General features: G+C 55.3%; 21 protein-coding genes. 9 read left to right on the top strand and 12 right to left on the bottom strand.

The features are described 5' to 3' along the window. Positions 1-214: 214 nt before the first annotated feature. Positions 215-2,386 carry a right-handed parallel beta-helix repeat-containing protein gene (locus ACI2JR_RS22155; protein WP_462479484.1) on the bottom strand — a complete coding sequence of 724 codons (2,172 nt, stop codon included), beginning with the start codon at positions 2,384-2,386 and terminating at the stop codon, positions 215-217. A 347-nt stretch (positions 2,387-2,733) separates the two neighbouring features. On the opposite strand from ACI2JR_RS22155, the gene glmU reads away from it, so the two are divergent. The 7 genes from glmU (at position 2,734) to phoU (ending at position 11,090) form a co-directional block, all read left to right on the top strand. After that, a complete protein-coding gene (gene glmU / locus ACI2JR_RS22150) occupies positions 2,734-4,104 on the top strand; it encodes a bifunctional UDP-N-acetylglucosamine diphosphorylase/glucosamine-1-phosphate N-acetyltransferase GlmU (RefSeq protein WP_462479483.1) in 1,371 nt (456 codons plus the stop codon). 208 nt (positions 4,105-4,312) lie between these two features. After that, positions 4,313-6,142, top strand: coding sequence for a glutamine--fructose-6-phosphate transaminase (isomerizing) (glmS, locus tag ACI2JR_RS22145; protein WP_132729092.1), 1,830 nt, complete (start codon positions 4,313-4,315; stop codon positions 6,140-6,142). 339 nt (positions 6,143-6,481) lie between these two features. Next, a complete protein-coding gene (gene pstS / locus ACI2JR_RS22140) occupies positions 6,482-7,522 on the top strand; it encodes a phosphate ABC transporter substrate-binding protein PstS (RefSeq protein ID WP_132729094.1) in 1,041 nt (346 codons plus the stop codon). Positions 7,523-7,644: 122 nt separating this feature from the next. After that, the gene (gene pstC, locus ACI2JR_RS22135) at positions 7,645-8,604 is read left to right on the top strand and encodes a phosphate ABC transporter permease PstC (protein ID WP_132729095.1); all 960 of its coding nucleotides are present in this window, start codon (positions 7,645-7,647) and stop codon (positions 8,602-8,604) included. After that, positions 8,604-9,494 carry a phosphate ABC transporter permease PstA gene (gene pstA / locus ACI2JR_RS22130; protein WP_132729097.1) on the top strand — a complete coding sequence of 297 codons (891 nt, stop codon included), beginning with the start codon at positions 8,604-8,606 and terminating at the stop codon, positions 9,492-9,494. Before pstC ends, pstA begins: the two co-directional genes overlap by 1 nt. A gap of 45 nt (positions 9,495-9,539) precedes the next feature. Continuing rightward, positions 9,540-10,313: a phosphate ABC transporter ATP-binding protein PstB gene (pstB, locus tag ACI2JR_RS22125; RefSeq protein ID WP_004869200.1), complete on the top strand. Its 774-nt coding sequence runs from the start codon at positions 9,540-9,542 to the stop codon at positions 10,311-10,313. A 51-nt stretch (positions 10,314-10,364) separates the two neighbouring features. Further along, on the top strand, positions 10,365-11,090 hold the full coding sequence (gene phoU / locus ACI2JR_RS22120; protein WP_132729099.1) for a phosphate signaling complex protein PhoU: 726 nt from the start codon (positions 10,365-10,367) through the stop codon (positions 11,088-11,090). Positions 11,091-11,187: 97 nt separating this feature from the next. Here phoU and yieH read toward each other — a convergent pair whose 3' ends face one another. After that, positions 11,188-11,853, bottom strand: a complete 666-nt coding sequence (yieH, locus tag ACI2JR_RS22115; RefSeq protein ID WP_132729101.1) for a 6-phosphogluconate phosphatase — start codon at positions 11,851-11,853, stop codon at positions 11,188-11,190. Positions 11,854-12,021: 168 nt separating this feature from the next. On the opposite strand from yieH, the gene ACI2JR_RS22110 reads away from it, so the two are divergent. Beyond that, positions 12,022-13,359, top strand: coding sequence for an NCS2 family permease (locus tag ACI2JR_RS22110; RefSeq protein WP_132729102.1), 1,338 nt, complete (start codon positions 12,022-12,024; stop codon positions 13,357-13,359). Between the two features lie 54 nt (positions 13,360-13,413). Here the strand turns inward: ACI2JR_RS22110 and ACI2JR_RS22105 are convergent, their stop codons facing one another. The 10 genes from ACI2JR_RS22105 to rpmH form a co-directional block, all read right to left on the bottom strand. Continuing rightward, positions 13,414-13,977: an NADPH-dependent FMN reductase gene (locus ACI2JR_RS22105; protein ID WP_132729104.1), complete on the bottom strand. Its 564-nt coding sequence runs from the start codon at positions 13,975-13,977 to the stop codon at positions 13,414-13,416. A gap of 37 nt (positions 13,978-14,014) precedes the next feature. Continuing rightward, positions 14,015-14,599 (bottom strand): 4'-phosphopantetheinyl transferase family protein, encoded by a 585-nt coding sequence (locus ACI2JR_RS22100; RefSeq protein WP_462479490.1) that lies wholly within the window; start codon positions 14,597-14,599, stop codon positions 14,015-14,017. A gap of 310 nt (positions 14,600-14,909) precedes the next feature. Continuing rightward, the gene (gene yidZ / locus ACI2JR_RS22095; RefSeq protein ID WP_132729107.1) at positions 14,910-15,869 is read right to left on the bottom strand and encodes an HTH-type transcriptional regulator YidZ; all 960 of its coding nucleotides are present in this window, start codon (positions 15,867-15,869) and stop codon (positions 14,910-14,912) included. After that, positions 15,838-17,022, bottom strand: a complete 1,185-nt coding sequence (locus ACI2JR_RS22090; RefSeq protein WP_132729108.1) for an MFS transporter — start codon at positions 17,020-17,022, stop codon at positions 15,838-15,840. Before ACI2JR_RS22090 ends, yidZ begins: the two co-directional genes overlap by 32 nt. A 122-nt stretch (positions 17,023-17,144) precedes the next feature. After that, positions 17,145-17,552 (bottom strand): GNAT family N-acetyltransferase, encoded by a 408-nt coding sequence (locus ACI2JR_RS22085; RefSeq protein ID WP_462479482.1) that lies wholly within the window; start codon positions 17,550-17,552, stop codon positions 17,145-17,147. Between the two features lie 182 nt (positions 17,553-17,734). Continuing rightward, a complete protein-coding gene (mnmE, locus tag ACI2JR_RS22080; protein WP_462479481.1) occupies positions 17,735-19,099 on the bottom strand; it encodes a tRNA uridine-5-carboxymethylaminomethyl(34) synthesis GTPase MnmE in 1,365 nt (454 codons plus the stop codon). 83 nt (positions 19,100-19,182) lie between these two features. After that, the gene (yidC, locus tag ACI2JR_RS22075; protein WP_132729113.1) at positions 19,183-20,829 is read right to left on the bottom strand and encodes a membrane protein insertase YidC; all 1,647 of its coding nucleotides are present in this window, start codon (positions 20,827-20,829) and stop codon (positions 19,183-19,185) included. 2 nt (positions 20,830-20,831) lie between these two features. Continuing rightward, positions 20,832-21,089 carry a membrane protein insertion efficiency factor YidD gene (yidD, locus tag ACI2JR_RS22070; RefSeq protein WP_462479480.1) on the bottom strand — a complete coding sequence of 86 codons (258 nt, stop codon included), beginning with the start codon at positions 21,087-21,089 and terminating at the stop codon, positions 20,832-20,834. Next, positions 21,053-21,412 carry a ribonuclease P protein component gene (rnpA, locus tag ACI2JR_RS22065; protein ID WP_049264554.1) on the bottom strand — a complete coding sequence of 120 codons (360 nt, stop codon included), beginning with the start codon at positions 21,410-21,412 and terminating at the stop codon, positions 21,053-21,055. The genes yidD and rnpA overlap by 37 nt, the downstream gene beginning before the upstream one ends. Before the next feature lie 15 nt (positions 21,413-21,427). Further along, on the bottom strand, positions 21,428-21,568 hold the full coding sequence (gene rpmH, locus ACI2JR_RS22060; RefSeq protein WP_004871828.1) for a 50S ribosomal protein L34: 141 nt from the start codon (positions 21,566-21,568) through the stop codon (positions 21,428-21,430). Positions 21,569-22,189: 621 nt separating this feature from the next. Here rpmH and dnaA point away from each other — a divergent pair. Further along, a partial coding sequence (dnaA, locus tag ACI2JR_RS22055) for a chromosomal replication initiator protein DnaA (RefSeq protein ID WP_462479479.1) occupies positions 22,190-23,476 on the top strand: 1,287 nt, incomplete at its 3' end.

The raw sequence follows: 23,476 nt of genomic DNA, 5'->3' as shown, positions 1-23,476 counted from the left end.
GAAACTGCTTAACAAAATTATCGCTTTCTTCAGCGCGATGAACGTCACCTTCGGTACTTTCAACCACTAAGCCGTTCCGCCTTCGCGCTGTCCCGCTAATGAACACGACAACCCTTGCGGTGTGAAGCTGAAAAGAACAAGGTCGCCTGAGGGCGACCCTGGTGTTTTTGTCCTTCGGTGAAGGTGTAAGACGTCGTTACCCGCAGAGTGCGGCCTAATGACGGTTGAGAAAATTGCCGGTCGCAAAACTGCCGTCGGCACGGCGTAACAACGGATCCGGTAGCGCCAGCGTTTGATAATCGTCGCCGGTGATGGTTTTCCCTGCCGCGTTGACGCTTCTGCCATCGCGAATAAAGAAGTTATTAGCCTCAACGTTACCGACGACGGCATCATCATATTTCCCGGGCTGGCTGCGCAGAGAGAGGTTGTTGCTGAAGCGGCCCTGGGTCTCCGGCTTGCCGTAAGGGCTGGGGCGGAAGATATAGTTAAAACGCTGATTATCCACCGCCACGTTGTTGACCACCACCAGCTTGCCGGGGTTGAAATTGTCGGTGAACCCGTCCAGATGATTGCCCGTCGCGATGCTGTTGCGTACTTCGTGGCCTACCGGCTGCCCTTCCCCACCCAGTTTGAAACCGTTGCTGGTATTATTGCGGGCAATTGAATTCTCGATCACCACAACGCCGTTGGCGCCGTCTTCAATCTTGTTGAACAGGTCAAATCCGTCGTCGATGTTATCGTGCGAGTAGCACCCTTCCAGCCGGTTGCCTTCTCCTACGCGCATTTTTACCGCGAAACCGTCGGCGTTAATCTTTCCGGGATCCTCGTTACTGAACGATTCTGAGTTCACCACCCGGTTATAGCTGGCCCACAGCGGGCGACCAATCTTATCCGGAGAGGATATCTGAATCCCGGTATCCTCATTTTTGTAGGCGGTGACGTTCTCGATCAGGTTATGACTGCCCTGGATGCGCAGACTTTTATCGGTGACTGAAATACCGTTGATATGCCAGTAGCTTGCATCCAGCAGCAGGCCATGAACGACGGCCTTCCCATCGGCCTGCAGCGTTTTTTCCCGTCCCTGCAGCCCGCTGGCCTGCAGCGGAATCAGCGTTTGCGGATAATCCCCGGCGGCTAAAACAATCTTCCCCCCTGGCGGCAGCCGCTCAACGGCGGTGGCGAGGTCGAACGGTGAGCCGGCCGTCCCTTTGGCGCTGGCCTGCCCCTGAGGAGAAACATACAGCGTATTCCCTTCGATGGGAGAGATGCGTTCAACCGTCAGACGTTGCGTCACCGGCTTTTGGCCGTTGGCTGGGGTAAAACGAATCTCGAAGGTGCTCTTATCCTTAAGCGTGGCCGGTTGCGTCAGCATCTCTCCGGCTTTGACCCGTTTGCCCAACCCAATCGTCACTTCATCCTGGAGGAGGGTAAAGTCGCCATCATCGTTCGCGCGCGCCTGCAGAATGTACTCCGCGTCTGCGCTTTTTGCGCCCGAGGCTATTTGCATCACCAGCGGCCAGCGGCTGGCGGCATACGGTCGTGAGGCAACCGTATGCGCAGCCGATGTTGCCAGCGAAGCGTGAGTGACGGTGATTTTCGCGTTGCGTGAGGCAAAAAAGCCCACGTAGTAGCGCTCTTTATCCTGTTGCGCGATCAGGTCGGCGTGAGGGACCTTCTGGCTGACCCATGCGTCGCTGCCGACCGGTGCCCATGAGGTTATAAACCCCTCGTCGGTGCGCGCCAGCCTGAGCTGGAAAGCGGGCGTTTGCCGCAGATCGATGTTTTCTTTATAACTGATGCGGTTGATTGTGGAACCTGCGTTGCCCCACGGCTGGGTAATACCTTCGCGGGCGATCGCCTGCACTTTAACGCGTGAGTGGTCTTTTTTATCCTGGGTCATAATGGCGTTCATCACCATATTGGCTGCCGCCGGAAACTCTTCATAACCCACCTTTAAAGGCTGTTGTCGCGGGTGGCCGATGACATCACGAACCAGCAGTCCCGCGCCCTCCTGGGCCGCCGGGAGAGCGCCATTTTCCGGACCAAACTGATCGACCGTTACCGTGGCTTGTAGGGTAAAATTCTGCCGGGCCGACAGTTCAGTATAAAAGAAGGTCAGGCCATCATGGGAGTTGGCGATTTTTCCGCCGCGGCTCTCAAGGATCACGGGCGCGCTGAGATCGGCGCTATCGTTCGGGGTCAGCTTTTTTCCAGCAATCGTTACGTCATTCACGCCGATTTTTTCCGGCAGAACATTCGAGGAAAAATTAACATCAGTAGACTGGCCAAAAGCGATCCCCCGCCAGATATGCGGCTCGTCAGCATGCAGCGGCAATGCGATAATTGTGCTGGAAAGGGCTAATGCCAAAGGTATTTTTTTATTCATTTTTGTTCTCCAGGGTAAATATTGACCAGCATTATCATGAGAATGAAATGCTGTTTCTATTTACCATGTCACAATAAATGAATATTGAAATCGTGTTTTATTTTTTAACTCATGCTTTATTCAGACGTCAAAAAAACAGAAAAAGCAGTGAGATAGCAGATATTTACCTCCTTTATGACCTTTTTTCGGAGGTAAACTCATTTGCAGTGGTGAAAAATAGCACCATAAAATGGTGTATAGCGTTGAGCCAGGGCGTTTTTTCCTCGTCTCGTTTCATGATGAAAAATATGTAGATATTTCAACGTGAAAGGCTTTTACTTTTCGTTCTAATAGCTGTCAGGATGCGTATGTCAAACAGTGCGATGAGCGTGGTTATCCTTGCCGCAGGCAAAGGGACCCGCATGTATTCCGATCTTCCTAAGGTGTTGCATACATTGGCTGGGAAGCCAATGGTGCAGCATGTTATTGATGCTACTAAAGATCTCGGCGCTTCCGCCGTCCACCTGGTATACGGGCACGGCGGCGATCTGCTGCGCCAGACGCTGCATGAAGACAATCTGAACTGGGTCTTACAGGCCGAACAGCTCGGTACCGGCCATGCCATGCAGCAGGCGGCGCCGTTCTTCAACGATGATGAAGACATCATGATGCTGTATGGCGATGTCCCGCTGATCTCCGTCGATACCCTGCAACGTCTGCGTGCGGCGAAGCCGCAGGGCGGTATTGGCTTGCTGACGGTGAAACTGGACGACCCAAGCGGATATGGCCGTATTACTCGTGAAAACGGCCAGGTCACCGGGATTGTTGAGCATAAAGATGCCAGCGAAGCGCAGCGCCAGATTCAGGAAATTAATACCGGGATTTTGATCGCCAGCGGTGCGGATTTAAAACGCTGGCTGGCGAAGCTGACCAACAACAATGCGCAGGGCGAATACTACATCACCGATATTATCGCGATGGCATATCAGGAAGGGCGTGAAATCGTTGCCGTGCATCCGCAGCGTCTAAGCGAAGTGGAAGGGGTAAACAACCGCCTGCAGCTGTCCCGCCTGGAGCGCGTCTATCAGTCTGAACAGGCTGAAAAACTGCTGCTGGCCGGCGTGATGCTGCGCGATCCGGCGCGTTTTGATCTCCGCGGTACGCTGAAACATGGGCGTGATGTGGAGATGGATACTAACGTTATCCTTGAAGGGAACGTGGTGCTGGGCGATCGCGTGAAGATCGGCGCCGGCTGCGTCATCAAAAACAGTACCCTTGGCGATGATTGCGAGATTAGCCCTTATTCGGTGGTGGAAGATGCGCATCTGCACGCCGCCTGTACTATCGGGCCGTTCGCACGTCTGCGTCCGGGCGCGGAGCTGCTGGAAGGCGCCCATGTCGGCAACTTTGTCGAAATGAAAAAAGCGCGCCTCGGTAAGGGGTCGAAGGCGGGGCATCTTACCTATCTCGGTGATGCGGAAATCGGCGATAACGTGAATATCGGCGCCGGTACCATTACCTGTAATTATGATGGCGCCAATAAATTTAAGACCATCATCGGTGACGATGTGTTTGTCGGTTCTGATACCCAGCTGGTGGCGCCGGTTACCGTGGGCAATGGCGTGACTATTGCCGCGGGTACCACGGTCACCCGTGACATTGCCGATAACGAACTGGTGCTGAGCCGCGTGCCGCAGGTCCATAAACAGGGCTGGCAGCGTCCGGTGAAGAAGAAGTAACTCTTTTATCCTTCGTCCCGGTGGGGCGAGGGGCGGGGTGAGGGGATAATATAATCCTCCGCCCCACGGCAGTAACCATAAAAATAACCCCACTCTCTACAAGGCTCGGGGCGCCCGTAAAGGGCATTACCCAACGCAGTAACAGGCGAAGGGTAAACACAGGTCAGCGACAACGCATGGCATAACGCCATTATCAGGAAATTTAACTATGTGTGGAATTGTTGGCGCAGTCGCGCAGCGTGATATTGCTGAAATCCTTCTCGAAGGTTTACGTCGTCTGGAATACCGTGGATATGACTCTGCCGGTCTGGCAGTGGTTGATAACGAAGGGCATATGTCCCGCGTTCGCCGTCTCGGTAAAGTCCAGATGTTGGCTCAGGCGGTAGAAGAGCAGCCGTTGCACGGTGGTACGGGGATTGCTCATACCCGCTGGGCGACGCACGGCGAACCGTCTGAAGGTAACGCGCATCCGCATGTTTCTGAACACATTGTGGTGGTCCATAACGGTATCATCGAAAACCACGAACCGCTGCGAGAACTGCTGCAATCCCGTGGCTACGTATTTGTCTCCGAGACCGATACCGAGGTGATTGCGCACCTGGTGCACTGGGAGCTGGAACAAGGCGGTACGCTGCGCGAAGCCGTTCTGCGCGCCATCCCCCAGCTGCGCGGCGCTTATGGCACCGTCATTATGGATACCCGCGATCCCGGTACCCTGCTGGCGGCCCGTTCGGGTAGCCCGCTGGTCATCGGTCTGGGGATGGGGGAAAACTTCATTGCCTCCGATCAGCTGGCGCTGCTGCCGGTGACCCGTCGTTTTATCTTCCTCGAAGAGGGCGATATTGCCGAAGTGACCCGTCGTTCCGTGGCGATCTTCGATAAATCCGGCGCTGAAGTTAAGCGTGCGGATATCGAATCCAACCTGCAATATGATGCCGGTGATAAAGGTATTTACCGCCACTACATGCAGAAAGAGATCTACGAACAGCCGAATGCGATCAAAAACACCCTCGCCGGGCGTATCAGCCATGGCGAAGTGGATCTGAGCGAGCTGGGGGCGCATGCCAACGAGATGCTGTCCCAGGTTGAGCATATCCAGATTGTGGCCTGCGGCACCTCGTATAACTCCGGTATGGTTTCGCGCTACTGGTTTGAAGCGCTGGCGGGCGTGCCGTGCGATGTCGAAATCGCCTCTGAGTTCCGCTATCGCAAATCGGCGGTACGCCGCAACAGCCTGATGATCACGCTCTCCCAGTCCGGTGAGACCGCGGATACGCTGGCCGCGCTGCGTCTGTCAAAAGAGCTGGGCTATCTCGGTTCACTGGCTATCTGTAACGTTGCCGGTTCCTCCCTGGTACGTGAATCCGATTTGGCATTAATGACCAACGCCGGCACCGAGATTGGCGTGGCGTCGACCAAGGCTTTCACCACCCAGCTGACCGTATTGCTGCTGCTGGTGGCGAAACTGGCGCGTCTTAAAGGCCAGGATGCGGCGATTGAGCATGATATCGTGCAGGGGCTGCAGGCGCTGCCGAGCCGTATTGAACAGATGTTGTCTCAGGATAAGCGGATTGAAGCGCTGGCCGAGCACTTCTCCGATAAGCATCATGCGCTGTTCCTTGGCCGCGGCGATCAGTATCCGATCGCTCTGGAAGGGGCGCTGAAGCTCAAAGAGATCTCTTATATCCATGCGGAAGCCTATGCTGCCGGCGAGCTGAAACATGGCCCTCTGGCGCTGATTGACGCGGAAATGCCGGTGATTGTCGTGGCGCCAAACAACGAACTGCTGGAAAAACTGAAATCGAACATCGAAGAAGTGCGCGCCCGTGGCGGAGAGCTGTACGTCTTTGCCGATGGCGATGCCGGTTTCAACAGCAGCGACAACATGCACATCATTGAGATGCCGCATGTTGAAGAGGTGATTGCGCCAATCTTCTACACCGTACCGTTGCAGCTGCTGGCGTACCACGTCGCGCTGATTAAAGGTACGGACGTTGACCAGCCGCGTAACCTGGCGAAATCGGTTACCGTCGAATAAAATGCCATGCATTATGCAAAGGGCTGCCATCCGGTGGCCCTTTTTCTTACCGCTCGATCCTTTTTTCATTGCACGGTGAAAAATTCTGCGGCGCTGTTTTATGACAAACTGTCATCTTCGGCTACGATTTCGGGTGTCATAAAAAGAAAATTTCTCTGCAAACTTAACGTCACTTAAATATATAACAATATGATTTATATTGTTTTTATTTTCGCCAATCGCGCATCTTTTTGGGTGTCATAAAACTGTAATAATTCGTACATTTTACTGTCACCTCTTTGTCCTATTTTGCTCACCATAGCCTCGAAACAACGATTTACGAATCCAGCAGGAGACATTATGAACGTTATGCGTACCACCGTCGCAACAGTTGTCGCCGCGACCTTATCGATGAGCGCTTTTTCTGCATTTGCAGCGGCAAGCCTGACTGGCGCGGGCGCAACTTTCCCTGCGCCGGTGTATGCCAAATGGGCTGATACCTATCAGAAAGAAACCGGCAATAAAGTGAACTACCAGGGCATCGGCTCCTCCGGTGGTGTAAAACAGATTATTGCCAACACCGTTGATTTCGGTGCTTCTGATGCACCTCTGGAAGATGACAAACTGGCTCAGGAAGGCCTGTTCCAGTTCCCGACCGTTATCGGCGGCGTGGTTCTGGCTATCAATCTGCCGGGCGTCAAATCCGGCGAGCTGGTGCTGGACGGCAAAACCCTGGGGGATATCTACCTCGGCAAAATTAAGAAGTGGGATGACGAAGCGATCGCTAAACTCAACCCGGGTATGAAACTGCCGGCACAGAATATTGCCGTGGTTCGTCGCGCTGACGGTTCCGGTACCTCCTTCGTTTTCACCAGCTATCTGGCGAAAGTGAACGAAGAGTGGAAATCTAAAATCGGCGCCGGCTCTACCGTTAACTGGCCGACCGGCCTGGGCGGCAAAGGCAACGACGGTATCGCCGCTTTCGTTCAGCGTCTGCCGGGCTCCATTGGCTACGTTGAATACGCTTATGCTAAGCAGAACAACCTGGCCTACACCAAACTGCTCTCCGCAGATGGTAAGCCGGTTAGCCCGAACGAAGATAACTTTGCCAATGCGGCAAAAGGTATCGACTGGAGCAAATCCTTCGCCCAGGATCTGACCAACCAGAACGGTGAGAACGCATGGCCGATCACCTCAACCACCTTCATCCTGGTACACAAAGCGACGACTAAACCAGAACAGACGGCCGAAGTGCTGAAATTCTTTGACTGGGCGTACAAAAACGGCGGTAAAGAAGCTAACGCTCTGGATTACGCAACGCTGCCGGACAGCGTGGTTGAGCAGGTACGCGCTGCATGGAAAACCAACGTGAAAGACAGCAGCGGTAAAGCGCTGTACTAAATACCGTCATACCTTGAGCCGCCCGCAAGCAGGCAGCTTACAGGAGGATGTGTATAGCATTACCTTTGCCCGAAAGAACGGTAAAATACCGGTCTTTCGGGCCCGAACTTAAAGAGTAACCTATGGCTGCAACCAAGCCGGCATTTAACCCTCCGGGGAAAAAGGGTGACATCATTTTCGGCGTGCTGGTTAAGCTGGCGGCGCTGATTGTGCTATTGATGCTGGGCGGCATCATCGTTTCCCTCATCATCTCTTCATGGCCAAGCATTCAGAAGTTTGGTTTTTCCTTTTTGTGGACTAAAGAGTGGGATGCGCCCAACGAAATCTTCGGTGCGCTGGTGCCCATCTACGGGACGCTGGTCACCTCGTTTATCGCGCTGCTGATCGCCGTTCCGGTGAGCTTCGGCATCGCGTTATTCCTGACGGAACTCTCGCCGGGCTGGCTGAAACGCCCGCTTGGCATCGCGATTGAGCTGCTGGCGGCTATCCCCAGTATCGTGTACGGCATGTGGGGCCTGTTTATCTTTGCCCCGCTGTTCGCCACCTACTTCCAGGAGCCGGTGGGCAACGTCCTGTCGACGATTCCGTTTGTGGGGGCGCTGTTTGCCGGCCCGGCGTTTGGGATCGGTATTCTGGCGGCAGGCGTCATTCTGGCCATCATGATTATCCCGTATATCGCTGCGGTAATGCGCGATGTCTTCGAGCAGACGCCGGTGATGATGAAAGAGTCGGCCTACGGCATCGGCTGTACGACCTGGGAAGTTATCTGGCGTATCGTGCTGCCGTTTACCAAGAATGGGGTGATCGGCGGCGTGATGCTGGGTCTGGGGCGCGCGCTGGGGGAAACCATGGCGGTGACCTTTATTATCGGTAACACCTACCAGCTGGATAGCGCCTCGCTGTATATGCCGGGCAACAGTATCACCTCTGCGCTGGCCAATGAGTTTGCCGAAGCGGAAACCGGCCTGCACGTGGCGGCGCTGATGGAACTGGGGCTGATTCTGTTCGTTATCACCTTTATTGTTCTGGCGGCGTCTAAATTCATGATTATGCGCCTCGCTAAGAATGAGGGGGCTCGCTGATGGCAACGCTCGAATTGCAAACCACCGCTGAGCTGGCGGAATCCCGCCGTAAAATGCAGGCCAAACGTCGGCTGAAGAACCGTATCGCCCTGACGCTTTCCATGGCGACGATGGTGTTTGGTCTGTTCTGGCTGGTATGGATCCTGATGGCCACGATTACGCGCGGCTTCGATGGGATGTCGCTGGCGTTGTTCACTGAAATGACGCCGCCGCCGAACACCGCAGGCGGTGGTCTGGCGAATGCTCTGGCCGGCAGCGGCCTGTTGATCCTGTGGTCCACGATTTTCGGTACGCCGCTGGGCATTATGGCGGGGATCTATCTGGCGGAATATGGGCGTAAGTCCTGGCTGGCGGAAGTGATTCGTTTTATTAACGATATCCTGCTTTCCGCTCCGTCCATCGTGGTGGGTCTGTTCGTCTACACCATTGTGGTGGCGCAGATGCAGCACTTTTCCGGCTGGGCTGGGGTCATCGCGCTGGCGCTGCTGCAGGTCCCGATCGTCATTCGCACCACGGAAAATATGCTGAAACTGGTGCCGGACAGCCTGCGTGAAGCGGCCTATGCGCTGGGGACGCCGAAGTGGAAGATGATTTCCGCGATCACCCTGAAGGCCTCGGTTTCCGGGATCATGACGGGGATTCTGCTGGCCATCGCCCGTATCGCCGGGGAAACGGCGCCGCTGCTGTTCACCGCGCTCTCCAACCAGTTCTGGAGCACCGATATGATGCAGCCGATCGCCAACCTGCCGGTGACCATTTTCAAATTTGCCATGAGTCCGTTCGCGGAGTGGCAGCAACTGGCATGGGCCGGGGTATTGCTTATCACCCTGTGCGTATTGCTGCTGAACATTCTGGCGCGCGTGGTTTTCGCGAAGAATAAACACGGTTAATTTTTGCGGCGCGGCGAAATGCGGCGCCGAATGAGGAAGAGATTGATGAGTATGGCGAATGCGACCCCGGGTAAACTTTCAGTTCGTAACCTGAACTTCTACTACGGAAAATTCCATGCCCTGAAAAACATCAACCTGGATATCACCAAAAACCAGGTTACAGCGTTTATCGGCCCGTCAGGTTGCGGTAAATCGACCCTGCTGCGTACGTTTAACAAAATGTTTGAACTGTACCCGGAGCAGCGTGCGGAAGGCGAAATTCTGCTGGATGGCGACAACATTCTGACCAACACCCAGGATATCGCCCTGCTGCGGGCGAAAGTCGGCATGGTCTTCCAGAAGCCGACGCCGTTCCCGATGTCGATTTATGACAATATCGCCTTCGGCGTTCGCCTGTTTGAAAAGCTGTCGCGCGCCGATATGGATGAGCGCGTCCAGTGGGCGTTGACCAAAGCCGCATTATGGAACGAAACCAAAGATAAACTGCATCAGAGTGGATATTCTCTCTCCGGCGGGCAGCAGCAGCGTCTGTGCATCGCGCGCGGTATCGCGATTCGCCCGGAAGTGCTGTTACTGGATGAACCGTGTTCCGCGCTGGATCCGATCTCAACCGGGCGTATTGAAGAGCTGATCACCGAACTGAAGCAGGATTACACCGTCGTTATTGTTACCCACAACATGCAGCAGGCTGCGCGTTGTTCAGACCATACGGCATTTATGTACCTTGGCGAGCTGATTGAATTCAGTAACACGGACGATCTGTTTACCAAGCCCGCGAAGAAGCAAACTGAAGATTATATTACTGGCCGCTACGGTTGATTGCCCTTCTGCTTTCACAGGCTCTAACCAGTTGGGCATTCAGGAGACACCATGGACAACCTAAATCTTAATAAACACATTTCCGGCCAGTTCAATGCAGAACTGGAGTATATCCGCACCCAGGTGTTGACCATGGGTGGGCTGGTGGAACAGCAGCTTTCTGATGCCATCACCGCGATGCACAATCAGGACAGCGATCTGGCAAAACGCGTGATCGAGGGTGATAAGCAGGTCAACATGATGGAAGTTGCCATTGATGAAGCCTGTGTACGCATTATTGCCAAGCGTCAGCCTACCGCCAGCGACCTGCGTTTAGTGATGGCGATTATCAAAACCATCGCGGAACTGGAACGTATTGGCGACGTCGCGGATAAAATTTGCCGTACCGCGCTGGAGAAATTTTCCCAGCAGCATCAGCCGCTGCTGGTCAGCCTGGAATCGCTGGGGCGTCATACCGTGCAGATGCTGCATGACGTACTGGACGCGTTCGCCCGCATGGATCTGGACGAAGCGGTGCGTATCTATCGCGAAGATAAGAAAGTCGATCAGGAATATGAGGGCATCGTACGTCAGCTGATGACCTATATGATGGAAGATTCACGCACCATTCCCAGCGTGCTGACCGCCCTGTTCTGCGCCCGGTCTATTGAGCGGATCGGCGACCGTTGCCAGAACATCTGCGAATACATCTTCTACTTTGTGAAGGGACAGGATTTTCGCCACGTGGGCGGCGACGAGCTGGATAAGCTGCTGGCGGGTAAAGACCCGAAAGAGTAATCACCACGGCTCCCCGGTTGCGCTACGCTTACCGGGGCTACGGAGGCGCGGGTCGCCCGGACAAGGCGCGGATCGCTGCCATCCGGGGCTCCGGCAATTATCGCGTGATGTTCCAGCCGCGCGCTTTCCACAGCGCCGGCAGCTGCGCTAAATCGGTAAACGTCGTCACTTTCGGATGAACGATCGGTTTGTTATGCGGATCGGCGCAGAAGTAGAAAACCTCCATCCCGGCATCGATTCCTGACTGCGCGCCCGCGCTGGAATCATCCACCAGAATGCAGTTTCCGACGTTAACGTCCATCGCTTTCGCCGCATGGAACATCAGCGCCGGATCGGGCTTCCAGCGTTGGATATCGTAACCGCTGTACAGTCGGTCGGGAAAATGGCGCAACATGCCGGTTCGACCGAGCGAGTGCTGCATTTTGCTCACCGGGCCGTTCGAAACCACGCACATCGGCACGGTTACCGCATCCAGCAGCGTTTCGGCACCGGCGATCGCTTCCAGTTCTGAATCAAACAGGCGCGCGACTTCGGCACGGTAGAGCGGTTCGAGCTCAGGTTTTTGCAGGTCGACGCCGTACTCTTCATTGATGGTGTCGATGATTTCGTAGAGCTTTACCCCTTTGAAACGCTTAAATATCTCTTCTAAATCCAGGGTAATACCGAACGCTTTGAACATGTGAACATAGGCGCGGGAACAGATCACTTCGCTGTCGACCAGCGTGCCGTCACAGTCGAAAAATAGAGCTTCTATTTGGGACATGCCGTTTCCATTTTAATCAGTTTAACGTTTTCGTCATGTATATTGCCGGGACGCAATCGTTGCCGTATAAGCAAATTCAATGAAAAAAATTACCATACAACTGCACCTGGTGTCGCATTTTGGTATAGGATAGCGGCGAAATTTCCCTCCTTTGTTCGGAAACCGATAATGAGTCAACAACAAACCAGCCAGTCTTCTGGCCAGGGTCTGCTGGAGCGCGTGTTCAAACTCCGTGAACACGGCACGACGGCACGCACCGAAGCGATCGCAGGTTTCACCACCTTTCTGACGATGGTCTACATTGTTTTCGTTAACCCACAAATACTTGGCGTGGCGGGTATGGATACCAGCGCTGTGTTTGTGACGACCTGTCTGATCGCCGCCTTCGGTAGTATTCTGATGGGGCTGTTCGCAAACCTGCCGGTCGCGCTGGCGCCGGCAATGGGCCTGAATGCTTTCTTCGCTTTTGTCGTCGTCCAGGCGATGGGCCTGTCGTGGCAGGTGGGGATGGGCGCCATTTTCTGGGGCGCCGTTGGCCTGCTGCTGCTGACCATTTTCCGCGTGCGTTACTGGATGATCGCCAATATTCCGCTCAGCCTGCGCGTGGGGATCACCAGCGGTATCGGTCTGTTCATCGGTATGATGGGGCTGAAAAATGCCGGCGTGATTGTCGCGAATCAGGACACCCTGGTGAGTATCGGCAATCTGACCTCTCACAGCGTCCTGCTGGGGATCCTCGGCTTCTTTATTATTGCTATTCTGGCCTCCCGTAACATTCATGCGGCGGTGCTGGTTTCTATCGTGGTGACGACACTGCTGGGCTGGATACTGGGTGATGTTCACTACGCCGGGATTGTTTCCGCGCCGCCGAGCATTACTTCGGTTATTGGCCACGTTGATTTGGCTGGCTCGTTTAATCTCGGTCTGGCGGGGGTTATCTTCTCCTTTATGCTGGTGAACCTGTTCGACTCTTCCGGCACCCTGATTGGCGTGACCGATAAAGCCGGCCTTGCCGATGAGAAGGGTAAATTCCCACGGATGAAGCAGGCGCTGTTTGTCGACAGCATCTCATCGGTGGCTGGTTCCTTTATCGGTACCTCTTCCGTCACCGCTTATATCGAATCCTCCTCCGGCGTCTCGGTGGGCGGGCGTACCGGCCTGACGGCGGTAGTCGTTGGTATTCTGTTCCTGCTGGTGATTTTCCTGTCGCCGCTGGCGGGTATGGTACCGGCGTATGCCGCAGCAGGTGCGCTGATCTACGTGGGCGTGCTGATGACATCGAGCCTGTCGCGCGTGAAGTGGGACGATCTGACGGAAGCGGTGCCGGCGTTTATTACCGCGGTGATGATGCCGTTTAGCTTCTCGATTACCGAAGGGATTGCGTTAGGCTTTATCTCTTACTGCGTGATGAAGATCGGTACCGGCCGCCTGCGCGACCTTAGCCCGTGCGTAATTATCGTCTCGCTGCTGTTCGTGCTGAAAATCGTGTTTATTGACGCACATTAACGCTCGCGCATCATAATGAAAAAGCCCGGCAGCGCTGCCGGGCTTTTTTTATATTTAACGGACGCGTTGAATATACTCGCCAAATGCGGTTAGCTGGCCGCGCAGATGGTCGAGGGTGCTCTGATCGACCACTTCACCCGACTGCGGATCGACTTTGTTCTGAATTACGCCGCCCATAAACTCAGGTTTGTTCATCACCATCGCATCAAGGAACACCAGTATCTGTCGCAGGTGATACTGGCAGCGTGCGCCGCCGATAGCGCCCATCGAGCTGGTTTGAATCAGTACCGGTTTCCCGGCCAGCGGTTGTTCAGGCAGGCGCGACAGCCAGTCAATCGCGTTTTTCAGGCCGCCAGGCACGGAATAGTTATATTCGGGCGTCACGATGACGACGCCGTCCGCTTCGCGAATCTGTTGTGCAATATCCTGCACGCCTTGCGGGAAACCTTCTTCCTGCTGAACATCCGCGTCATACAACGGAATGTCGCCAATCGACGGCAGTGCGGAGATTTCCATGCCCGCCGGCGCGATACCTGGCAGGGTACGTGCGACCATGCCATTAAAAGACCCCTTGCGCAGACTTCCGAGTAACGTAACAACTTTCAACGTATCAGACATGATTGCTCCTTTGCATCATGATGGCCGGACTGACCGGTCAGTTGAGGGAGAAGGCTTTTTCTGCAGGCAGACTGGTAAAACGTATCAGACGGGCAGAGGCTTCTTTCGCGCGCCGCTGTGCGTCCGGCAGACTACGCCAGCCGTCCTGATGGGTGTATTCCCAGACTTTAAGCTGGCCGATAGCGGGCGTCGCGGCGATGGACCACACCAGCACCGTTTCGGCGTCGCAGAGGGCTTCAACAGGCTGTATGTTGGTGGTTCGCAGCCGGCCCGCGCCGGGCAACAGCTGCAGGCGTACGGAAGATTCGCCGGTCAGCTTCAGCACGCTGCGACGCAGCGCCACCAGCTGGGCGCGCGCTTCGTCCGGATCGTGCTGGATGTTAATCCATAAATTCTCATTGCTGTTGAAAACATAGCGGTTGGCATCGTGCAGAGGATGAATGCCGTGCGAGGCGTGCTGAAGTTCCATATCCAGTCCGCAATCGCCTTCCGTCGTCAACGTGACGCCGACAATGTTTCCGGCATAGGAAATAGAAAATCGGGGGAGATGGGGGTCGCGAAAGACCGGCCTGCCGTGGTCATCGCTGATGATTTCGGGAAGCTCGCTAATGCCATACAGCATGAACACCAGTTCGGCGAGCAGTGAACGTGATGCGCGATAGCGGGCCTGCTGGTACTCTGGCAGGCGCTGTGCGGCTTGATGACAGGCCGCCGACAGGCGTGTCGATAGCGGCTCCCGGGTGTTGAGTATCCCTCTTGCAAAATGCGTTGCCATTCGTCGCTCCGTGATTAATGGTCTGAGATAAAATAGAGGCGGCTATTATCACCTGGTATTGATAGGTTTTAATGCGGAAATCACCCCTTGAAAAGGGTATTTGCGCGAATTTTACAAATTATTGCGCGATTGGCAGACGCTGATGAGGAAAAGCGCGTTAGAGCGGGTCCCTGTAGAGCCGCTTGAGGGTTTCTCTGAGCCAGACCAGCTTGGGGTTGTCGCTATTGCGTTTGTGCCACAGCAAGGTGAAGGGCACCCGCGTTTTTTCCAGCAGTAGCGGCTCCAGCGGTAGCGGGCGTGAAACCAGCGGTAAATGGTGCTGCTGGTTATAGTGATGGCAATAGCGCGGCGCGGTGGCCAGCATAGTGTGATTCGGCTGGGCGGCCATAAACAGCGATTGTTCGAACCCCGGTAGGGTTAACGCGACGGTGCGCTTGTGTCCCTGTTCGTGCAGAACATCATCCAGCGCCCAGGTATCGCTTTGTTCCCAGCTGATATTGATATGCGGGTAGCGTAAAAAAGTCGCCAGATTCCACTCCTCATCGAGCGCCGGGTGATCCGCCCGCAGCCATACCTGAGGCAGATCGGTAAACAGGACTTCAAAATCGATATACCACGGCAGCTGGCTCAGCTGTTCCCGCGAACGCGGATGCGTTTCCCGTCCGCAAAAGCCGATATCAACCTCACCGCGAATAATGGCGTCCAGCGAGTCGTAATCCCAGTTGCGCAGGCGGATCAGCGCCTGGGGATAGCGCTGGTAGATTTGCTGCGACAGGGAATTGAACAGGATCATCAGCAGCGGCGTTTCCGCCGCCAGTTCGAACTTCAGACCGCTCGGCATGATGTGGTGGGGTTTATCGAGGATCTGGTTGCCCATCTGCATCCAGTCCGTCAGATCCTGCTCCATGCGGGTCATCAATGGCGTCGGCGACAGACCGAGCGGCGTTTTAACGAATAGCGGATCGTCAAACCAGGCGCGTAGTTTAGCTAATGATTTACTCACCGCCGACGGCGAAACGTTCATACGTTTCGCCGTGCGGGTGACGCTGAGCTCCTGGGTCAGAAGCTGCAGACAGAGTAATAAATTAAGATCGAGACTCGACAGGGATTTCTTCATTATGTTGCGCAGCCCGGACAGAGGAAGCGGCCAGAATCAGAACAATGCTCACTATGCTACAGCCAATGAGAATCCCGATCAGCATATTCATCGCACTTAACCCGATGATGGCGGCCAGCCAAATCCACAGCGAAGAGCCGCAAACCTGAGCAATGCCCAGTACCGAGCTGGCAACCCCCGCCCGCAGGGTAAAGGGCCCCAGGGCCTGGCTCATCGCGACGCCGAAGCCCACTGAGAAGCCGGCGCAAATTAGCGCCAGACCCAGCAGGGTGACCGTCTGGCTGGTGGCAAGGCTGAGCAAAGTCCCGGCCGTAAAGAACATGACCTGTGACGTCAGCATCAACGTACGCGGTTTAAACAGGGTGAGCGCAAAGGGCGTTGAAAACGACACCGTCATGCTGACCAGCGCCATTAAGGCCATCGCCATCGAGTATTGTCCGCGATCGAACCCCATCTCTTCCATCATCAATACCGGGGAGACGTTAACGTAGGTCAGAATCGCCGTCACGCTGAGGGTGGTAATGACGATGCGGCTGAGGAAAAAGCGGTTCAGCAGTGATTCCGTGGCATTTTTCTGCCCGGCGGGAGTATGCGAAGGGGCTGCCGGCCGCGTTTCCCGCAGCATAAAGACCGAGAGCAGGCCGACCATCACCCCCATGCCGGTCATGGTGTAGAACAGGCTCTGCCACGGGTATTTCAGCATAATCAGGTGACCCAGAACGGGAGCGAGGACCGGGATAATGCAGGTGATGCCGTTCAACAGCGACAGCACCCTGGCGCGCCGGCGATCGTCGAGGGTATCGCGCAGCACGGCGAAAGCGACGACGTAGCAGCTCCCCGCGCCGATGCCCTGGATAAAACGCCCGACCAGGAAGAGATCGCTGCTCTGCGCGTGGGCGCAGAGCAGCGAAGCCAGAATAAATGTCGTCGCACCGAAAATGGCCACCGGTTTACGCCCGGACCTGTCGGCAATTCTGCCGGCAAACAGCATTGCGGCGGCCATGCCCGCAAGGTAAACCGAGAACGCAATATGCAGCTGCGCTTCGCTGGCGCCGAGCTCCTGCGCAATCCGCGGCAGACCCACCAGATACATATCGATGCCGGATGGATAGAGTAAAACCAGCGCAAAACTGCAGATAAGAAAGCGTGCCATAAGACCCCCGCGAGAATAGAGGCGTACAGAGTAATGGCTATTGCGCGGCAGCACGAGTTGCCATTTGGACAATAATGATTTCCTGAAAGGAAAAACACTCCGCGGGTTTACAGCCGCTTGCCCTACGACCAGACTCTGGCCATTCCTTCGCTGGCCGGGCGCACCGGGGTAAAACCAAACTTCGCGTACAGCTCGGGGACGTCGGCGATCAGCGTGACATAGGCGCCCTGGCAGGCGTTAGCGTCCAGCCAGCTGACGATCTTTTCCATGATGACTCTTCCCAGCCCTTTCCCCTGGTGCGCAGGATCGACCGCTACGTCGACGATGTCGAAATTCACCGCGCCATCGCCAACGATACGTCCCATGCCCACGGGAACGCCTTGCCAGAGGATATGCACGCCATAGCAGCTTCTCGGCAGCCCTGCTTTCACGCCCTCCAGCGGGCGCGGCGACATGCCGGCGATAAGGCGTAAACGGCAAAAATCATCAGCTGACGGAACGGAATCAATCACGGTGTAATCGGGGCTCATGGCGGTATCCGGTAACAAGGAGTTAACGCCATTTAATGATGCTGCGTTCGCGGATGCAACGGCGCGTCGTCGGTAGCGTGACACGGTGAGAGAAAAACATCTGTTGCAGAAACTAAAAAACCCGCATTAACAGCGTGTTAATGCGGGTTAGTTAATACTCACCACTATCGTGTCGATAGGGATTATTTACCGATACAGAAGCTGGAGAAAATGCGCCCGAGCAGGTCATCAGAGGTAAACTCGCCGGTGATTTCGCTCAGCGCCTGTTGCGCGAGCCGCAGCTCTTCCGCCAGCAGCTCGCCGGCCCAGGCGCCAAGCAGCTGCGCTTTGCCCTGCTGCAGATGACTGGCGGCCTCTGACAGCGCCTGCAGGTGGCGACGACGGGCGAGGAAACCGCCTTCCATGTTGGTCTCGAAGCCCATGCTCTGCTTGAGATGGTTGCGCAGGACATCGACACCCTCACCGGTACGCGCCGACAGACGAATCAGTGAGTGGCCATTCACTTCACTGAGGCCCAGCGTTTCGCCGGTGACGTCGGCTTTGTTACGTACTACGGTAATCGGCAGTTTCGCCGGTAAACGCTCGATAAAGTCCGGCCAGATTTCCGCCGGATCGACGGCGCGGGTGGTCGTGCCGTCCACCATGAACAGTACCCGGTCGGCCTGCGCGATCTCCTGCCAGGCGCGTTCAATGCCAATGCGCTCAACCTCGTCGTTAGCATCGCGCAGACCGGCGGTATCGATGATATGCAGCGGCATACCGTCGATATGGATATGCTCGCGCAGCACGTCGCGGGTGGTTCCGGCAATATCGGTCACGATCGCGGCTTCGCGCCCGGCCAGCGCGTTCAGCAGGCTCGATTTCCCGGCGTTCGGGCGACCGGCGATAACCACTTTCATCCCTTCACGCAGCAGGCTGCCCTGACGGGCTTCGGCGCGAACGGCATCAAGATCGGTAATTACGCCATTGAGCTGAGCTTCGATTTTACCGTCGGAGAGGAAGTCTATTTCCTCATCCGGGAAATCGATAGCGGCTTCGACATAGATACGTAGATGGGTCAGCGCTTCCACCAGATGGTTCACCCGGGCAGAAAAAGCGCCCTGCAGCGAGTTCAGCGCCGAGCGTGCGGCCTGTTCGGAGCTGGCGTCGATCAGGTCGGCAATCGCTTCGGCCTGGGCCAGATCGAGCTTATCGTTAAGAAAGGCGCGTTCAGAGAACTCACCGGGTCTGGCGATACGCACGCCCGGCAGCGTCAAAATGCGTTTGAGCAGCAGATCCAGAATCACCGGACCGCCGTGGCCCTGCAGCTCCAGGACATCTTCACCGGTAAAGGAGTTCGGGCCGGGGAACCACAGCGCGATACCCTGATCCAGCGGCGTACCGTCGGCATCTTTAAAGGGCAGATAATCGGCGTAGCGCGGTTTTGGCAGCTTGCCGAGCACCGCCTGTGCGACCTCGCGCGTTTGCCGGCCGGAGATACGCAGGATGCCCACACCACCGCGTCCCGGTGGGGTTGCCTGGGCGACGATAGTGTCGTTATGGCTCATGATGACTCTCCAGGGAAATATAAAAAAGGCGGTCTATTGACCGCCTTCTCTGGCATTGATTCTACTGCGGCTTAGACAGCGTATCAGGTCTTTTTCTTCTCGCGGCTATGCAGGCCACGCTTCTCCAGACCACGGTAAATCAGCTGCTGCTGAATAATGGTTACCAGGTTGCTGACGATATAGTAAACCACCAGACCAGACGGGAACCACAGGAAGAACACCGTAAAGATGACCGGCATAAAGGTCATGATCTTCTGCTGCATCGGGTCGGTAACGGTCGTCGGCGACATCTTCTGAATGAAGAACATCGTCGCGCCCATGATGATCGGCAGAATGTAGTACGGGTCCTGTGCTGACAGGTCGTGAATCCACAGGATAAACGGCGCATGACGCAGTTCAACCGAGGCGCTCAGCATGTAGTACAGCGCAAGGAAGATCGGCATCTGAATAATCAGCGGGAAGCAGCCGCCCAGCGGGTTGACCTTCTCAGCTTTATACAGCGCCATCATTTCCTGGCTTTGGCGTTGTTTATCGTCGCCCAGACGCTCACGCATAGCCTGAATCTTCGGCTGCAGCATACGCATCTTCGCCATGGAGGTGTACTGCGCTTTGGTTAGCGGGTACATGATGCCACGAACGATAAAGGTGATAACGATAATCGAGAAGCCCCAGTTACCGAGGAAGCTATGGATCCACTTCAGCAGTTTAAACAGCGGCTGAGAGATGAACCACAGCCAGCCGTAGTCGACGGTCAGATCCAGGTGCGGCGCAACGGCGGCCATTTTGTCCTGAATTGCCGGGCCGACCCACAGGACGCTTTCCAGCTTATCGGTTTGACCCGGCTGCACCAGAACCGGCTGCGATTTGTAGCCGATAGCCACAATACCGTTGCCGAGGTTGGCGGTGTAGAAGTTGTTCGATCCGGCGTTACGCGGCACCCATGCGGTGGTGAAGTATTGCTGCAGCATGGCAACCCAACCGTCTTTGGTGCTGACGTTCAGGTTCTCGTTGTCGGCGATCGTGTCGAATTTGTATTTTTCGTATTTCGACTCAGCGGTGGAGTACGCGGCGCCACGGAAAGTGTGCATCGTAGACAGGCCACCGGTTTGCGTATCGCGGCTGGTTGGCAGGTTGGCAGTCTGTTTCAGCTGACCGAAGGTAGAAATCTCCAGCGGTTTTTCGCCAACGTTCTGCACGTTATAGCCGACGTTCACCGCATAATCACCGCGTTTCAGGGTGAAGGTTTTGGTGAAGACGTTGCCTGCTTTATCGGTATAGGTCAGCGGAATGACGATTTCGTTCTGGCCTTCCGCCAGGACAAACGCATCTTTATCGACGTTATACAGCGGGCGGGCTCCATTAGCCGGGTTATCCGGGCCATCACGACCGGTTAAGCCGCTTTGAGCCTGATAGATAAACTGTGGCGTGGTTTCCAGTAACTGGAACGGTTCGGTAGACTTCAGCGCTTTTGGATAAGCCGGAAGCTGCGCTTGCTCCACATCACCACCGCGGGTGTTGATGGTCAGCTCAAGCACATCGGTTTTTACCGTAATCAGTTTCCCCTGGCCACTGGCCGGTACGCCCTGGTCGGCGGCGCTACCCGCTGCGGTGGTCGTTGTCTGCGTGGTCTGCTGCTGAGCCTGAGGATTGTTATCCTGCTCCCAGGCTTGCCAGATCATGAAAGACACGAACAACAAAGCGATGATAAGAAGATTGCGTTGCGAATCCATCGTTAGTGTTCTCTGGTATCAAATGGTCCAGGCGGGACGGGATCGTCACCACCAGGGTGTAAAGGGTGGCATTTTAATACGCGTTTCACTGTCAACCAACTGCCTTTTATCATTCCAAACCTGCGCAATGCCTCAATTCCGTAGCTTGAACAGGTTGGCGTGAAACGACAATGCGGCCCGAGTAGCGGACTAATCAGGCGCTGATAGACCTTGATAAGGCCTATCAGGACCCGGGAGCCAGGCGACAATGGCGGCGCCATAATTTTTCCAACGCTTCCGAGAGAGCACGGTTATCGAGGTCAGCAACCCCTTTCTTTGCCACCACCACGAAATCCATTGGCGGGAGTTCATGTTGACGCAAACGGAAGCTTTCACGTGTCAGACGTTTAATCCGATTGCGTTCATGCGCGCGTTTAACGTTTTTCTTGGCGACGGTAAGACCGATGCGGGGATGCCCCAGCGAATTCAGGCGGCCGAGGATGGTGATTTGCGGCGTGCCAGCCCGTTGTGGCTGCTGGAAGACGAAAGTGAAATGACTGGGAGTTAACAAACGTAACTCCCTGGGAAATGCTAGCTTAACCACGCAGGGTTAGCTTTATTACTTGGAAACGGTCAGACGAGCACGGCTTTTAGCACGACGACGTGCCAGAACCTGACGACCATTTTTAGTAGCCATACGTGCACGGAAGCCGTGAGAACGGTTGCGCTTCAGTACAGACGGTTGAAAAGTGCGTTTCATGGCGGTTTCTACCTAAACTTGAATAATTTCACTGACTTTTGCGTATACCCGAACGAACTTCGAACGACTCACGCTGCAGCGAGGGTGATTAAAGAGGCCGGATTGTAATAATTGTACACTCCGGAGTCAATTCTCTTTCCTTATTTCTCACACCTTGTCGCACAAAAAACGACCGGCGACCGGTGGCGGAAAACGGGCTTTACGCGCCGGGTGGAGGATTATACGGTCTGACAGGTAAAGCGCAAGGATCGCAAAGGATCTTTGTTAGATCGTTTAGGCCCTAAACCGACAGAGCTCATTAAATTTTCCAATATGTGGGCGAAATCGTGCCTCACTCTTCTCAGGATCGATTACACTTACCCGGTTTCGATCCTTCCTGTGGATAAATCGGGAAGAATCTGTTGAGAAACACAAGATATCTTTCTCAGTTTAGGCTATGATCCCCGGTCCTGATCGCGATCCACCGATCCGCATCGGATAAATACCGCAGATAGCGGTTCGCACGTCACCCCTTTTGTGCAGGGGCTTTTCGGCCAATGCAGGGTCTTGTCGACGTGTGCCAACAATCACGATTGTTTCTTTTTTTCTTTATATCGATTTTATGTTCGAGTGGAGTCCGCCGTGTCACTTTCGCTTTGGCAGCAGTGTCTTGCCCGATTGCAGGATGAGTTACCAGCCACAGAATTCAGTATGTGGATACGCCCGTTGCAGGCGGAATTGAGCGATAACACGTTGGCACTGTATGCGCCAAACCGTTTTGTGCTCGATTGGGTAAGGGATAAATACCTCAATAATATCAATGGACTCCTCAATGATTTTTGCGGTGCTGATGCCCCACAGCTGCGTTTTGAAGTCGGCTCCCGGCCGGCGGTGCAGGCGCAAAGAGGCGCGGTAAATAATGTCGCGGCAGCCGTACCGGCGGCGCAGGTTCAGACGGCGCGCGTTGCGCCAACGCCCGTGCGTCCCGGCTGGGATAACGTCCCGGCCCCGGCGGAACCGACCTACCGCTCCAACGTCAACGTTAAGCACACCTTCGATAACTTCGTCGAGGGTAAATCCAACCAGCTGGCCCGCGCGGCAGCGCGGCAGGTCGCGGACAACCCGGGTGGCGCGTATAACCCCTTGTTCCTTTATGGCGGCACCGGTCTGGGTAAAACCCACCTTCTGCACGCGGTCGGTAACGGCATTGTGGCGCGCAAGCCGAATGCCAAAGTGGTCTATATGCACTCCGAGCGTTTTGTTCAGGACATGGTGAAAGCCTTGCAGAACAACGCTATCGAGGAGTTTAAACGCTATTACCGCTCCGTCGACGCTCTGCTGATCGATGATATTCAATTCTTTGCCAATAAAGAGCGCTCTCAGGAAGAGTTTTTCCACACCTTTAACGCCCTGCTGGAAGGTAATCAGCAGATCATTCTCACCTCGGATCGCTATCCGAAAGAGATCAACGGCGTTGAGGATCGTCTGAAATCGCGCTTCGGTTGGGGCCTGACGGTGGCGATCGAGCCGCCCGAGCTGGAAACCCGCGTGGCGATCCTGATGAAAAAAGCCGACGAAAACGACATTCGTCTGCCGGGCGAAGTGGCGTTCTTTATTGCCAAGCGTCTACGCTCCAACGTCCGTGAGCTGGAAGGGGCGCTGAACCGCGTTATCGCCAATGCCAACTTTACCGGCAGGGCGATCACCATCGATTTCGTGCGCGAAGCGCTGCGCGATCTGCTGGCTTTGCAGGAAAAACTGGTCACCATCGACAATATTCAGAAGACGGTGGCAGAGTATTACAAAATTAAGGTAGCGGATCTGTTGTCTAAACGCCGCTCCCGTTCGGTGGCGCGTCCTCGCCAGATGGCAATGGCGCTGGCGAAAGAGCTGACCAACCACAGCCTGCCGGAAATCGGCGATGCGTTT

The organism is Klebsiella sp. NPDC088457, from assembly GCF_044900465.1.
Lineage (GTDB): Bacteria > Pseudomonadota > Gammaproteobacteria > Enterobacterales > Enterobacteriaceae > Klebsiella.
The sequence above is the reverse complement of the archived record's forward strand: the minus strand, read 5'-3'. Positions and strand labels throughout refer to the sequence as shown.

What these genes read in the sequence shown, in the direction of transcription:
- ACI2JR_RS22105 (WP_132729104.1), bottom strand. Translation starts at nt 13,977, where the DNA reads ATGTCTGATACGTTGAAAGTTGTTACGTTACTCGGAAGTCTGCGCAAG.
- yidD (WP_462479480.1), bottom strand. Translation starts at nt 21,089, where the DNA reads ATGGCGCCGCCATTGTCGCCTGGCTCCCGGGTCCTGATAGGCCTTATC.
- mnmE (WP_462479481.1), bottom strand. Translation starts at nt 19,099, where the DNA reads ATGAGCCATAACGACACTATCGTCGCCCAGGCAACCCCACCGGGACGC.
- pstB (WP_004869200.1), top strand. Translation starts at nt 9,540, where the DNA reads ATGAGTATGGCGAATGCGACCCCGGGTAAACTTTCAGTTCGTAACCTG.
- rpmH (WP_004871828.1), bottom strand. Translation starts at nt 21,568, where the DNA reads ATGAAACGCACTTTTCAACCGTCTGTACTGAAGCGCAACCGTTCTCAC.
- phoU (WP_132729099.1), top strand. Translation starts at nt 10,365, where the DNA reads ATGGACAACCTAAATCTTAATAAACACATTTCCGGCCAGTTCAATGCA.
- ACI2JR_RS22100 (WP_462479490.1), bottom strand. Translation starts at nt 14,599, where the DNA reads ATGCTGTATGGCATTAGCGAGCTTCCCGAAATCATCAGCGATGACCAC.
- ACI2JR_RS22155 (WP_462479484.1), bottom strand. Translation starts at nt 2,386, where the DNA reads ATGAATAAAAAAATACCTTTGGCATTAGCCCTTTCCAGCACAATTATC.
- ACI2JR_RS22085 (WP_462479482.1), bottom strand. Translation starts at nt 17,552, where the DNA reads ATGAGCCCCGATTACACCGTGATTGATTCCGTTCCGTCAGCTGATGAT.
- pstA (WP_132729097.1), top strand. Translation starts at nt 8,604, where the DNA reads ATGGCAACGCTCGAATTGCAAACCACCGCTGAGCTGGCGGAATCCCGC.
- glmS (WP_132729092.1), top strand. Translation starts at nt 4,313, where the DNA reads ATGTGTGGAATTGTTGGCGCAGTCGCGCAGCGTGATATTGCTGAAATC.
- yieH (WP_132729101.1), bottom strand. Translation starts at nt 11,853, where the DNA reads ATGTCCCAAATAGAAGCTCTATTTTTCGACTGTGACGGCACGCTGGTC.
- pstS (WP_132729094.1), top strand. Translation starts at nt 6,482, where the DNA reads ATGAACGTTATGCGTACCACCGTCGCAACAGTTGTCGCCGCGACCTTA.
- glmU (WP_462479483.1), top strand. Translation starts at nt 2,734, where the DNA reads ATGTCAAACAGTGCGATGAGCGTGGTTATCCTTGCCGCAGGCAAAGGG.
- ACI2JR_RS22110 (WP_132729102.1), top strand. Translation starts at nt 12,022, where the DNA reads ATGAGTCAACAACAAACCAGCCAGTCTTCTGGCCAGGGTCTGCTGGAG.
- yidC (WP_132729113.1), bottom strand. Translation starts at nt 20,829, where the DNA reads ATGGATTCGCAACGCAATCTTCTTATCATCGCTTTGTTGTTCGTGTCT.
- pstC (WP_132729095.1), top strand. Translation starts at nt 7,645, where the DNA reads ATGGCTGCAACCAAGCCGGCATTTAACCCTCCGGGGAAAAAGGGTGAC.
- yidZ (WP_132729107.1), bottom strand. Translation starts at nt 15,869, where the DNA reads ATGAAGAAATCCCTGTCGAGTCTCGATCTTAATTTATTACTCTGTCTG.
- ACI2JR_RS22090 (WP_132729108.1), bottom strand. Translation starts at nt 17,022, where the DNA reads ATGGCACGCTTTCTTATCTGCAGTTTTGCGCTGGTTTTACTCTATCCA.